This is a genomic window from Emticicia fontis (assembly GCF_054779675.1).
Genome location: NZ_BAAGXU010000008.1, coordinates 87,253 through 100,678, shown reverse-complemented (window position 1 = coordinate 100,678; position 13,426 = coordinate 87,253). Strand labels below are relative to the sequence as shown.

At 35.9% G+C, this 13,426-nt stretch carries 11 protein-coding genes; 2 read left to right on the top strand and 9 right to left on the bottom strand.

Going from position 1 to position 13,426, the window contains the following annotated elements; translation table 11 throughout:
* Nucleotide 1: 1 nt before the first annotated feature.
* The 6 genes from ACYVFA_RS06115 to ispG all read right to left on the bottom strand — a co-directional run bounded on the left by ACYVFA_RS06115 (nucleotide 2) and on the right by ispG (nucleotide 6,229).
* A complete protein-coding gene (locus ACYVFA_RS06115) occupies nucleotides 2–2,494 on the bottom strand; it encodes a DUF5686 and carboxypeptidase-like regulatory domain-containing protein (RefSeq protein WP_460470923.1) in 2,493 nt (830 codons plus the stop codon).
* Nucleotides 2,495–2,696: 202 nt separating this feature from the next.
* Nucleotides 2,697–3,116, bottom strand: a complete 420-nt coding sequence (locus tag ACYVFA_RS06110) for a gamma-glutamylcyclotransferase family protein (RefSeq protein WP_460470922.1) — start codon at nucleotides 3,114–3,116, stop codon at nucleotides 2,697–2,699.
* A gap of 9 nt (nucleotides 3,117–3,125) precedes the next feature.
* Entirely contained in the window at nucleotides 3,126–3,680 is a 555-nt protein-coding gene (locus tag ACYVFA_RS06105; RefSeq protein ID WP_460470921.1) for a tetratricopeptide repeat protein, read from the bottom strand.
* A 4-nt stretch (nucleotides 3,681–3,684) separates the two neighbouring features.
* Nucleotides 3,685–4,041, bottom strand: coding sequence for an MmcQ/YjbR family DNA-binding protein (locus ACYVFA_RS06100; RefSeq protein WP_460470920.1), 357 nt, complete (start codon nucleotides 4,039–4,041; stop codon nucleotides 3,685–3,687).
* Nucleotides 4,042–4,050: 9 nt separating this feature from the next.
* Nucleotides 4,051–4,245: a DUF6728 family protein gene (locus ACYVFA_RS06095; protein WP_460470919.1), complete on the bottom strand. Its 195-nt coding sequence runs from the start codon at nucleotides 4,243–4,245 to the stop codon at nucleotides 4,051–4,053.
* A 13-nt stretch (nucleotides 4,246–4,258) separates the two neighbouring features.
* Nucleotides 4,259–6,229 carry a (E)-4-hydroxy-3-methylbut-2-enyl-diphosphate synthase gene (ispG, locus tag ACYVFA_RS06090; RefSeq protein ID WP_460470918.1) on the bottom strand — a complete coding sequence of 657 codons (1,971 nt, stop codon included), beginning with the start codon at nucleotides 6,227–6,229 and terminating at the stop codon, nucleotides 4,259–4,261.
* 243 nt (nucleotides 6,230–6,472) lie between these two features.
* Here ispG and ACYVFA_RS06085 point away from each other — a divergent pair, with 243 nt between their 5' ends.
* Nucleotides 6,473–7,084 carry a 7-carboxy-7-deazaguanine synthase QueE gene (locus ACYVFA_RS06085; protein ID WP_460470917.1) on the top strand — a complete coding sequence of 204 codons (612 nt, stop codon included), beginning with the start codon at nucleotides 6,473–6,475 and terminating at the stop codon, nucleotides 7,082–7,084.
* An 80-nt stretch (nucleotides 7,085–7,164) separates the two neighbouring features.
* Here ACYVFA_RS06085 and ACYVFA_RS06080 read toward each other — a convergent pair whose 3' ends face one another.
* The 3 genes from ACYVFA_RS06080 to ACYVFA_RS06070 are packed head-to-tail and all read right to left on the bottom strand — an operon-like array spanning nucleotide 7,165 to nucleotide 10,368.
* Nucleotides 7,165–7,704, bottom strand: coding sequence for a YbhB/YbcL family Raf kinase inhibitor-like protein (locus ACYVFA_RS06080; RefSeq protein ID WP_460470916.1), 540 nt, complete (start codon nucleotides 7,702–7,704; stop codon nucleotides 7,165–7,167).
* Nucleotides 7,705–7,723: 19 nt separating this feature from the next.
* Nucleotides 7,724–8,845 carry an NAD(P)/FAD-dependent oxidoreductase gene (locus ACYVFA_RS06075; protein WP_460470915.1) on the bottom strand — a complete coding sequence of 374 codons (1,122 nt, stop codon included), beginning with the start codon at nucleotides 8,843–8,845 and terminating at the stop codon, nucleotides 7,724–7,726.
* 17 nt (nucleotides 8,846–8,862) lie between these two features.
* Nucleotides 8,863–10,368: a vanadium-dependent haloperoxidase gene (locus tag ACYVFA_RS06070; protein WP_460470914.1), complete on the bottom strand. Its 1,506-nt coding sequence runs from the start codon at nucleotides 10,366–10,368 to the stop codon at nucleotides 8,863–8,865.
* Between the two features lie 111 nt (nucleotides 10,369–10,479).
* Between ACYVFA_RS06070 and polA the strand changes: the two genes are divergently transcribed.
* Nucleotides 10,480–13,356 (top strand): DNA polymerase I, encoded by a 2,877-nt coding sequence (gene polA / locus ACYVFA_RS06065; protein ID WP_460470913.1) that lies wholly within the window; start codon nucleotides 10,480–10,482, stop codon nucleotides 13,354–13,356.
* Nucleotides 13,357–13,426: the final 70 nt, after the last annotated feature.

Sequence of the window (13,426 nt, the reverse complement as noted above, 5' to 3'; positions counted from 1 at the left end):
TCTATAGAGAGATTTCCGCAGAGAATTTAACTCCGAATTTTCTAATATCAGGCTTGTCTAAATAGGTAAGTCTGTGCATAGCTTCTATCCGGAAGAACTTGAAAATATTACTTATGCCATATCCTAATTCAATATAAGGAGCTGTACCGAGCCTTGAAAAATTCCTGAATTCTGTTTCGAGCTTTTGCGGAGTAATGTCATAATTTTTATCAGTCAATGTACCCCACAAGAATTTTCCGGTTGTAAACGTCCGCCATTTCCACTTTTTAATCAATGGGAAACGATTGAAGAGCAATCCTTCGAAATCATGCGTATACCTCATTGTAAAATAGCGATCACTTATAAACTCAAAATTATTCATCAGGTTAAATGAATTGCCTACGATAAAGATTGTTTCATTTCCTAAATGACTTTTCAAAAGTGGGTAGGGGACTGTTCCTAAAATAGCTCCTGCTTCTGCCCGATAATAGGTTTTACCAAAATAGCCTAAATTTAAAGTATGGCTATATTTGGCCATTATATTATGATAGGTGAAATCACTACCTAATAGATTTTTCGCCCCTAGAATGTATTTGACTGTAATAGTGGGCGATTTTATCGTACCAAAACTTAGACGCTCGTTATCATTTATTACTGCCAATTCATCTCTGGCAAAAGTTATTTCTGATAAAAATTCAGAGGTATTAAAGTGAGTGGTCATAGGAGAGGAATCTCCTAATTCAGGTCGAAGTCTGTATTCAAATGGATAAAGTGGGTCAAAACTTCTTGTTCTGAATCCAACGGTAGTAAAAATCCCTTTAGAAACTTCTCTCTGAAATTGAATCTTATTTTCGTTTTCATAATAAGGGCGCATCAGAGTAAAGAAACGCATATAGGCTGAATAAACCGCACCTAACCCTAAGTCTTCTTTTCTCAATCCAACTTGTTCAATATCATGCGTAAACTTAAGATTCAGGGTCGTCCAAGGCTTCCGTGAAAAAATCTTTGTGATTTCTCCACCCATTTTCCATGCATCATCTTTAGTACCATAAGCCAGATAACCCTCTAAAACCCATTTTCTGCTAAACTCATAATTAGTTCTTAAGCCTAGCCTTAGTCTTACTCCTTCAACATTATTATAGGCTCCTGAATAAACCAAAGGACCTAACTCAATACCTGTAAATAATCTTGTATATCCACTTGTTAATATTTTGGCAATTTCAGTATAGGTCTTAATCGCTGGAATAGTCTTGATTGTGTCAATCATGGTATAAGCCAATTGCTCCTTGTCCGTAAAAGGCTCTGGCCTTACCGATTGCCAATATCTTTTATCAGTTTCGCGGTAATCTGGCGCAATCTCAATACCTCTATCATAAAACTTTACATCTTTTGGCCTGTTAATGACTATATCTTCATTATAGTTGGTAAATTTCAACAACATCCCTGCCGAACCCTTTGTGATTTCAGATACATCAACCACAATTCTGTTCTTAACGGGTATCCATATACTATCAATGGGTTCTAGTTCTTGCTGTATTTTAATTCGCTCCACAAAATTCAGATTGGCGTCTTTGGTTATCGCTGCATCTATCTGCGCAATGGCCCACGAACCTTTGTTAATCCACATAGTACCGGCGAAGGCTAAGTCCTGCTTTCTTTTTGGCGTAAATTCAATTCGATAACAAAAATCTTCGCCTATATAACTGCTGTCAGCCAGGTAATAATCATAAATTAACCGCCAGTCATCCGCAATAGGAGAGGCAAAGGTTTTATTTAGCACATCAACCTGATTGACATAAAAATTGTATTGCTGAAAAGTAGAACCAATCAACTGTGCTGTTAAACTTCCATCAGTTACACCAATCCCTTTAATATTTGTTTTCTCTATAATTTCTTTTGAAAGCCGTGGGTCATTTCTGAAATAATAATGCGACATAGATTCCGAAATAAATGTAGGCACAAGGGCTTTGCCTTCATCATCTGTCAGTGTTCCTAAGTCTTCAATTGCCTTGTTGACTTTCTCAGCTAATTTGCGTTTTCTTAATTTATCGGTAATATTATTAATATCGACTTCAATCTTGTTATAACTGACATAATCGAACGCACTGATTTTTTTGAAGTTATTTTCAGATTTAGCAGAAACTGCCTTTCGGATGATTGTCCATGCAGGATTTTCTCCGGCATGAACAGTTACTTCATGCAATAATATATCAGCCGGTTTTAGTTGTATGGTAATAGTTTGAGTAAGAGAATCTCTGCGAATGAAGATGGTCTTTGTTGTATAACCCATACAACTGATTAAAAGGGAATCAGAGGCAAGGCTAGGTGCTTGAAGGACAAAATTTCCTTCAAAATCTGTATTTCTACCTATAGTTGTGTTCTTGATACTAACAGCAGCGAAAGGAACGGGATCGTGTGTGACAAAATCGGTAACTTTTCCTTTAATTGTATAAGTATTTTGTGCGAAAACTAAAGTGGAGGATAAGTATATAATTAAAAAATATAGTTGCTTCATTTCATAACTTTTCAGTTCACTATTACATATATAATAAAACGAATCAGACCAAAGAATGGTTGCTTCTTTTTATGAAATACGCAGTATGTTGATAGATATTGTTTGAAAAATGCAAAAAAAAAGTTGGCAGCGAAAAACTGTCAACAAAAAAATAGCTTATGAAATTGTTAAGAAAATATTTGAATCTTACAAAACCATAATCTTATTTATGATATTCATTAATAAAGTCTCCCTTAGGCATAAATTCCAGGTCTTCCACTGATTGATTGAAATAATAAACCCAGGCTTCATAAACTTGCTTGTCATTTTTAAGAATAACATTTGACTTCTTGCGCACATATTCTGAATGAGCAGGATCCATCGGATTGTATTCTTCATATTTATCTAATAAAGAGAACAATTTTTCGGGTTCTTTTAAGCGATATAATTCGCCTTTGACATAGTATTTTTCTCCACTCTGGCAAGGGACTATACCCGGATAATAATCAACCATATACATCTTGCCTTCCATCATAGCCTTTCCTAAAGGTTCGGCAAATTTATTTATCCATTCGTGCGATTCAATATTACCGTACTCACTCAATAGAGTACCGTAGACAAAAAGATATTCGTTTTCAGTCATTTCTTTGGTTTAACTTGATGCTTTTCTGATGTTGCCATAGAAAAGTGTTTGTAACAGAATATTAGATTTATTATCTCCTAAGTCAGCAGCTATTTTAAAGCTTTTTTCAGCATTTTCAAAGTCGGCTTTTCTGAATTCCAGTTCACCTATAAATCGCATCACCTCTGCATTTTTGTCTAAATACATTCTTGATGCCCGTTTTAATTCAAAAAGTGATAAGGTGTAATCCTCAAGTTGATAATGAGATAAGCCTTTCCAGTAAAAAGTTTCAGCTAAGGCATTATCTAATCTCATTGATTTTTCAAAATCTGCTAAAGCTGCCTCCCAGTTTTCAAAGTAATAATGGCATTTACCTCTATATAGGTAAGCCGTAGAGGATTTGGGATATTCATGTACTTCCGCATCAAAATATCTGAAAGCGGCTACGTAATTTTCGGATTTGTAAGCTTCAATTCCTTCTTTGAATACAATTTCATCGTATTCCTGTGGCGAAATATCGTTACCCAATCTGATTCTCAGAAAGATATACAATAAAAACGGTATGCCAATCACTAGCGCCTCCATGATATTATTGTTTGTTGAGTTCTTCTTGAATTTTCTTAGGTAAATTACTTACTACTATCTCATATGATTCGTCAATCCACTCTTTCAATAAGTTATCTTTTACTGTGCCATCCACAGATACAGTATTCCAGTGACGCTTATTCATATGATAGGCACCAGTTACACAAGCGTACTCTGCTCTTAATTCTTCATTTTTTTCAGGAGAATTTTTCAAGCTTATTTTAAATCGTTCAGAGTCGAGACCTGTAAGTGCAAACATTTTATTGATTACTTTATACACGAGTGTGTCTGGCCCAAAAGGCAATTCTTCTGTAACGCCTTTTTTTGATAAACAATATTCTCTGAAAGATTCAATATTCATAATTGCTGCTTATCTGGTTGCACAACGGGTTACCATCACAATCAAACAAATCAAAAACATGATGATTGAAATTTTGTTAATTCCGTGCATCATTTTCAAATTGAAACTATGCGGGTATTTGCCTTCTTTGTCTTTGCGAAATACTCTGATAAAGTAGGCAAAAACAGGCCCGATTGAAAGAAAGTGTTTAAGTTTTTGTAACATCGCTTTTATTTTATCACTCGTTCATCAGTTCCATCTCTAAAACTTCAGGTTCTAACCAACGACCATCTTCTTTAATTAATTCTATCAATTCATTTACGGCATTATCTGCATGCACAGATTTCTTGACAACATTTTGTCCTCGATAGAGAGCAATTTTATCTTTTCCTATGCCTACATATCCATAATCGGCATCAGCCATTTCACCTGGACCATTTACAATACAGCCCATAATACCAATTTTGACACCCTTTAAGTGGTCTGTATTTTTACGGATCAGCGCAGTAGTTTCCTGTAAATCGAATAAGGTTCTTCCACAAGATGGACAACTGATATATTCAGTTTTACTCATACGAGTACGAGCTGCCTGAAGTATACCAAATGAAGTACTATTAGCTATGGCTGGGTTTTCAAATGTCAGCATAATGCCATCTCCAAAACCATCAACCAATAATCCTCCGCAATCAGTTGCAGCGTATAATTGCCCATCGATTTCTGAAATACTTTTATAATTTCTTTTAATAACTACCGGGTTTTTAATTCCTGCATTGATCAAATCGAAATACAATTTTCTTAATTCAGGCATGGCTGCCTCATTATTTGTTTCCACAATCAAAACAACCGAAGTATTCTGACGAACCGTTTCAATAAAACCAGCCTTTAAATCATCAATCGTAATTTTAACAAAATTAATGGATTTATGAAGGTGATTTTGTGAACTTGCTTCAACAAAAGCATTGGCATCAAATAAAGGGATTTTATTAGCTGTATCTTCATGCAATGCCCACACTTCTGCATCGAGAATTTCTTTCAAACCATTTGGCAGCATAAAAGGTATCGGCTTTTTACCGCTGTAAATGTAATCTGCACCAATATCATTCATCCGCCATTTATCAGGCAAAGGCAAGTAGAAATGCCCGATTGGTTTCAAATCCTCATGTTTCTCAACTGAAATTTCCGAAAAATCGGCAATTACTCTTGGCACATTCAAACCCCCGAAATTTTCAACCTCAATCGTTTCTCTACGTTGGTATTGATACGGATTGATAGGGTTATAAGTAATTGTCGGAATAAAAGTAGTTTTCTCTTTTCGATAAGTATATCTATCAACTAATGCTTTGGCTACCGGTGCCTCAAATTCAGGGTCTTCAGTTAAGCTAACGCGTACTGTATCACCCAATCCATCTTCTAATAGGGTTCCAATACCCATAGAAGATTTGATTCTTCCGTCTTCACCTTCACCGGCTTCTGTAACGCCTAAATGCAAAGGATAAGGCTTTAATTGCTCTGCCTCAAGTCTTTGAACCAATAATCGATATGCTTCAACCATTACCTGCGGGTTAGAAGACTTCATCGAAATTACTATATTGAAATAGTTTTCATCTTCGCAGATTCTTAAAAATTCCAAAGCGGATTCGACCATCCCCAGCGGAGTATCTCCATATCTACTTAATATTCTATCCGATAAAGAACCATGATTGGTACCAATCCGCATGGCTGTACCATACTCTTTACAAATCTTTACCAAAGGCAAAAATCTTTCTCTGATTCTATTTAATTCCGACTGATAATTTTCTTCGGTATAATCAATAAACTCAAAGCGTTTTTTATCAGCATAATTGCCGGGATTAATACGCACTTTCTCTACTATTCGTGCGGCTAATTCTGCTGCATTCGGTGTAAAATGAATATCTGCTACTAAGGGTGTAGAATATCCTCTAATGCGAAGCTCTTTTTTTATATTTTCGAGGTTTTGTGCCTCTTTTACACTTGGGGCGGTAATCCTTACCAATTCACAACCACTCTCAATCATTCGGATAGTTTGCTCTACTGAGCCAATGGTATCCATCGTATCAATAGTAGTCATAGATTGAACCCTGATTGGATAATCAGAACCTATCCAGACGCCACCTACTTGTACTTGATTCGTTTTTCTTCTGGAATACTCGGTTAACGAATCGCAATATTTTTTTTCTGATTCAGACATTAAATGTTTCAGTTTTACACGCAAATCTAAACATGAATATAACGTCTTTTATGAAAAAATGGTTGAAAAATTTAATATAAATTAAATCCGGTATTTTTTCTTTCTAAGAAAAGTACAACGAATATGTCTAAATTGTGATTTTATTATAGAAAATGTCAATTTTTTGAGATTGTAAATGATGTAAACAGGCATTTATTCGAAAAGTGCGATAATATTGGTAATTTTGTTAAAAAAGATAGTTTGATGGTTACAGATGTAGTAAAACTGCCCGTAATGGAATCTTTCTATACCTTGCAAGGGGAAGGGTATCATTCAGGTAAGGCAGCATATTTTATTCGTTTAGGTGGTTGTGATGTTGGTTGTGTTTGGTGCGATGTAAAAGAATCGTGGGATGCTTCCATACATCCTACATTTACAATAGATGAAATAGTTGAAGGAGCAAGTGATTACAAAGGTAGAATGGCCGTGATTACTGGAGGCGAACCTTTAATGTATAATTTAGATGATTTAACTATTGCATTAAAGCAGGCAGGATTTCAGACAAATATTGAGACCTCTGGCGTGTACACAATGACAGGTGTTTGGGATTGGATATGTTTTTCTCCCAAAAAATTTAAAGAGCCACATGAAAGTATTTATGGGGTGGCCAATGAATTGAAGGTAATTGTATATAATAAATCAGATTTTGCCTTTGCCGAAAAATTTGCCGATTTGGTGAATGAAGATTGTATGTTATTGCTGCAACCTGAATGGAGCAAACAAAGCCAGATGCTGCCTTTAATAATTGATTATGTGAAAGAAAATCCTAAATGGAAGGTTAGTCTACAAACACATAAATTTATGAATATTCCATAATTTAACTTTGTCTCATATTGATTAATAGAAATGCCCATGCTTTTAATAACCATGGGCATTTCTATAAAAAAACACTCAGATTATCTTTGGCCATACATCACAATAGATGCTTTGGCAAGTGTATTTGCGTTAATATTGAAACCCACCATTGCAGGACTTGCATTTTTGTCTAAATCTAATTTAGTTTTTAATGCATAAACTGTAATCAGATACTCATGAGGAGCACCCGGAGGAGGACAAGGGCCGCCATAACCTGGTTTGCCAAAGTCTGTGATACTTTGTACGCATTCTTTAGGAGCAATTGATTTGCTTATGTCTCCTGCACCTGCTTTTAATTCTGTTACATTAGCCGGGATATTAAAAACTACCCAGTGCCACCACCCACTACCGGTAGGAGCATCTTTATCATAAATAGTAATAGCAAAACTTTGTGTGCCTTGTGGTACACCAGCCCATGATAATTGGGGAGAAATGTTTTGTCCGGTACAACCGAAACTATTGAAAAACTCTTTTTGCGTGGCCTGTCCACCCAGATCATTACTCTTTAAAGTGAAGTTTTGTGCAAAAGAAAAACTGCTGATTAATAAAATTGCAAACAACGATACACTTACTTTTTTCATACTTTCTTGGTTTTTGTTATTAATTAAATTTCAACTCTTTGCCATGTGTGCTCCTGATTACCAATGGCAAAAGTGCTGGCAAGCTGTTTAAGAAGGTAATGGCGAGTTCTGAGGTTTTTTCTTTGCCAAATAATTTCTGTAATTGTCTTCCTCTCCAAAGTTGATTTCTGAAATTATCATTCCAGTTTGATATATATAACTTCTCTAATTCGGTTCTGTTAATATTTCCATGTAAAAATTCTGTTATCAATTGTGCAGCTAAAAAACCAGACCTGATGGCAATTGACATACCATTGCCTGCCAAGGGTGTAATTAAACCTGCCGAATCGCCTATCATGATAATATTTTCATGAACCCGGCTTTTAGTGACAAACACCACTTCATTAATTACTTCAGGTTTTTTAAAAAGGAAGTCGGCCTTCGTGAAAATTTCTTTAAGGAAAGGATTTTTATACAAAACCTCTTCTTCCATTTGTTTGATTCCATTTTTATTTTTCAGGTTCGAGGTTACACTCAGATAACAAAGACAATATTTATTATCTTCAATTGCTGAAATACCACAATAGCCGCCATTAAAATTATGCAGTGAAATTAAATCTTTGGGGTAATCCAGTGAGATATGGTACTTAATTCCTAAATAACTTGTCTTTTGCTTGGGGATAGGTCTTTGAATAATTTTATCAACTTTAGCCCTTTTTCCATACGACCCGATAAGCATTTTAGCCTGAAAGGTTTTGTTGGTATTGGTATCAACAAAAAATGTATCATTAATACGTTGCGTATCTTCTACGCTGGCATTTAATTCGAACTGTACCCCTTGTTTAATAGCTATTTTATAGAGTTCATGATCTAAGGTATATCGACTAATTCCAAAGCCACCCATCTGTAAAGGTGAGTGTAGTACTGTTCCTCTGATAGACGTAAGTTGAAATTTATCAATAGTAGCTGCTCCTAATTTATTAATATCTAATCCTATGTGTTCAAGATAAGGTCTGACTTCATTGGATATGTATTCTCCACATACCTTATGAAAAGGGTAAGTGTATTTCTCAATTACAATCACAGAAAATCCCTTTCCGGCTAGTTCAATAGCAACGGTTAATCCTCCAAGTCCTCCTCCAATTATTATGGCGTCATACATAGGAACCAGATTTTAACTTACTTTTTGTAATGCAAACTTAAGGAATTTTTTCCAACAATTTTCCCAACTTCTGAGCCCTGATCAATACCATCTCTGAAATGAATGCCTCCATAAACTCTGGAAATACTACATTCTTTTGCCGCTGCCCAGAAAGAATCGAACTTTTTCGGTGGGCCTACAAAATATTTTGAATAGTCTGTATAGCCTACAGAATCTCCCATTTTTTCTGTAAGAATGGTTGCCATGGCAGCAGATTGCGCTGAATGGCCAGATGGAAATTCCGGAAATGGGGGAGTCAACAAAGCTGCTTCCCATTTGCTGTCAATATATCTTTTAATATACGCAATTGGCCGGATAAAGTTTTGCTCATATTTGATCTTCCAGGTAGCTATAAATGTATCATTTAAACCTATCGTCAGATTACTATACAATTCGGTAGCCTCATCTAAACTTTTGGGGTTTTGTTTAAGCACTTGGGTAAGTATAGAAACTGAATGACCGGGTGCTGAGTAGGTAAAAGTAGCGGCATCGTCCCAGAAATTAGCAATCTGTAATTTCTCACTATTGGGTTTTACCTCTCTTGAAATAATATAGACTTCCATCGCCATTTTATAAAAGGGCGAATTCGGATAAATAGAAAATTCTACTTTAGGTTTGATATCTATACCATTCTGATTTTCTTTCAGGAAAGTTCTATTCTTACCCCAATTTGGATGCAGAGGTCCTGTATTTTCTAAATCTGCCACACGGTTAATCTCAAAACACGAAGTACAGACAGGCATTTTATAATTCATATCATAAGTCCGCATAAATGTATTATGCCCGCCATCTGTCATGGAGTAATTGTAAATCCAGTTAGCAATTTTCTCCCCATATTTCCACGATTTTTCTATTGTTTCGTGAGGGATTTTAGTTACAAAATGATTATTGACACTATCTTTCAACGCATAAACCTTTTCCATCCAGATAAATGGAGATGAAATGAATAATTTATCTACCATGTTAAAAATCGCACTTGAAACAGCGACCGATGGATTAAAATCAGTGTTATCAGCAAAAAGACTATCTGGTTTTTTCAGACCTTGAAGCTGGCCTGAAAGTGAGAAATTATCAGGGTATGCAGGTAGTATAGCCTCATAAGCAGCTATATTAATATAAGCCATGTTTCTTGCCGCCACATTCGGGCTATATCCCTGCGTTTGTTCAACTAGGTCAAAAATTAACTCGTGCCACCTTACTACTATGTCAGACGAATCATAGTTATATTTTCTTTCAGGTTCAACTCTGATGAAGGTCGGAGTCCCAACTTGTTGCGAAAGTGTTGTATTTACTTCGTCAATTACAGTATCTTCTTGTGAATTTGCCTGTGGTTGAGTTACCTTTACAGAAGTTTTAGGAGTAGTCGTCTTTTTTGTAGTGGCAGCAGGTTTATTTTTAGGTGTCGTTTTTGTCGGAGTCTTTTGTTGCGCAAATACTCCCAAATACAATAGGAATAATATACTACTTAAAAAAGATTTCTTCATAGTTGAGAGATTATTATAATAAAAAGACGAATATTTGAATCTGGATTCTATTCAAAACAAAAGTCTGATTTAGAAAAGGATTTTGCAACATTTATACCGATAAATTACACAATGCCCGACAAAAAACTATTTCTTCTTGATGCCATGGCGCTAATATACCGAGCGCATTTTGCATTTCTTAAAGCTCCTCGAATCACCTCTAAGGGTCTTAATACAAGCTGTGTTTTCGGATTCGCCAATGCTTTATTGGAAGTTATTCAGAAAGAAAAACCTACACATTTAGGAGTTGCATTTGATTTACCGGGTGGAACTTTCAGAAATGAGAGATTTCCTGAGTATAAAGCTAACCGTCAGGAACAACCAGAGGATATTACGATAGCTATTCCGTACGTAAAGAAATTAGTGGAGGCAATGGATATACCGTGCCTTAGTTTAAAAGGATTTGAGGCCGATGATGTGATTGGTACATTGGCTAAAAAAGCTGCGCAGGAAGGTTTTGAGGTGTTTATGATGACACCAGACAAGGATTATGGACAATTGGTTGAGGAACATATTTATCTCTATAAACCTGCAATCGGTGGCAAGGACGTTGAAATAATGGGCGTCAATGAGGTATGTAGCAGATGGGGCATTAAGCGGGTAGATCAGGTAGTTGATATACTAGGCTTGATGGGTGATGCTGTTGACAATATTCCAGGAATTCAAGGAGTGGGAGAGAAGACCGCTGCCAAACTAATTGCAGAGTATGATACAGTTGAGAATCTAATTGCGAATAGTGATAAATTAACTGGGAAATTAGGGGAATCGGTTAGAAATAGTAAAGAAATTGCTTTATTATCAAAAGAATTAGCAAAAATAGAACTAAACGTTCCGATTGACTTTGATGGGGATAAACTGAAAATAATGCCTCCGCATGTAGATATATTATCATCATTGTTGGATGAATTGGAATTCAGGACCTTAAGAAAAAGATTATTACCTGATGAACTATCAAGTACTCCGACTTCTGCTCCTGTAAGCAGAACAGCAGTATCAGGTGGAGATAAAAAATCGGCTATTGGTGCGAAATCAGGCCAACAAATATCTATGTTTGAGGCCGATACTTCAACTAATACTGTTTTGCCAGATGATTTGGGCGAAGAAACTTCATTCGGCCATCATTCATCTTCAAAAGAAACGATTGAGTCTTTAGTTCATGAATATCACCTCATGAATACACCAGAGCTTAGAAAAAGCCTGATATATTATTTATCAAAACAGGATGAATTCTGTTTTGATACCGAAACTACTTCAGTAGATGCCGTTGATGCTGAAATTGTTGGTATGTCATTCGCTTATCGCAAAGGTGAAGCCTATTATATCCCATTTCCTGAAAATCAACAGGAGGCATTTGAGATTGTTCAGGAGTTCAAAGAAATTTTTGAAAATGAATCTATCATGAAAATCGGACAGAACATCAAGTATGATATGATGATTCTGCAAAATTATGGGGTAGCAGTAAAAGGAAAAATGTATGATACCATGTTGGCGCATTATATCATTGAGCCAGAGCAAAGACATGGGATGGATTATCTGGCAAATGTTTATCTCAATTATGAGCCTGTTTCAATCGAAACCCTAATCGGCAAAAAAGGCAAAGGTCAACTGACCATGCGTCAGGCAGATGTTGAAAAAGTAAAAGAATATGCAGCTGAAGATGCTGATATTACGCTACAATTAAAAACTGTATTGCAGCCAAGATTGAGTGCCAGTGGACAACAGGAAAAACTATTAATGGATGTTGAAATGCCATTAGTTGAGGTATTGGCCGATATGGAAATGTCTGGTGTGAAAGTGAGTGTTGATACCCTGCATGAAATGTCCAGAGTTTTAGATACTGATATTCAGGAGATTCAGAGAAGCATTTATAGTCTTGCGGGTGGAGAATTTAATGTTTCTTCTCCTAAACAATTAGGTGAGATTCTATTTGAGAGACTTAAAATAGATAAAGGTGCCAAAAAAACTAAAACAGGGCAATATGCCACCGGTGAAGATGTTCTGTCAAAACTAGAAGGTGAACATGAGATTGTAAGAAAAATCCTTGATTTCAGAGAGTTAATAAAGCTGAAAAGTACTTATGTAGATGCTTTGCCTGCATTGATTTCGAAAAAGACCGGAAGAATTCATACTTCATACAATCAGGCGGTAGCAGCCACTGGTCGATTAAGTTCAACCAATCCGAACTTACAGAATATTCCAATCAGAACTGTTCGTGGTCGTGAAATTCGAAAAGCTTTTATTCCACGTGATGAAAACCATGTCATTCTTTCTGCTGATTACTCTCAGATTGAATTACGTATTATGGCTGCTTTTAGTGAAGACGAAAGTATGCTGAATGCCTTTAATCAAGGAATTGACATTCACTCAACTACGGCTTCAAAAGTTTTTAAAGTTCCTATTGGTGAAGTAACCGGTGATATGCGTAGAAAAGCTAAAATGGTCAACTTTGGTATTATTTATGGTATTTCTGCTTTTGGATTAGCCCAAAGATTAAGCATTCCTCGCGGAGAAGCCAAAGAAATCATTGATGCCTATTGGATGGAATTCCCAAGAATTAAAATTTTTATGGATTCTGCCATCAATAAAGCCAGAGAAACGAAATATGTTGAAACCATTTTAGGGCGTAGAAGATATTTAAGAGATATTAACTCTCAAAATCTGGTTGACAGAGGTTTTGCTGAACGAAACGCCATTAATGCCCCGATACAAGGTTCTGCGGCAGATATGATTAAGGTGGCTATGATTAACATTCATGAATTCCTGAAAAAGGAAAAATTGCAGTCAAAAATGATTTTGCAGGTGCATGATGAGTTAGTTTTTGATGCGCATCATAGTGAAGTTGATTATCTGAAGCAAAGAGTAGATGAACTAATGTGTACGGCTATTCCGTTACCAGTTAAGATGGAAACAGGAATGGGTGTGGGCAATAACTGGTTAGAAGCACATTAATGCTTCAAGAGTTTCGGTTTCAAGAATTTAAATAAGTATATTTTTAATAATTTATATACTTCCATCTGAA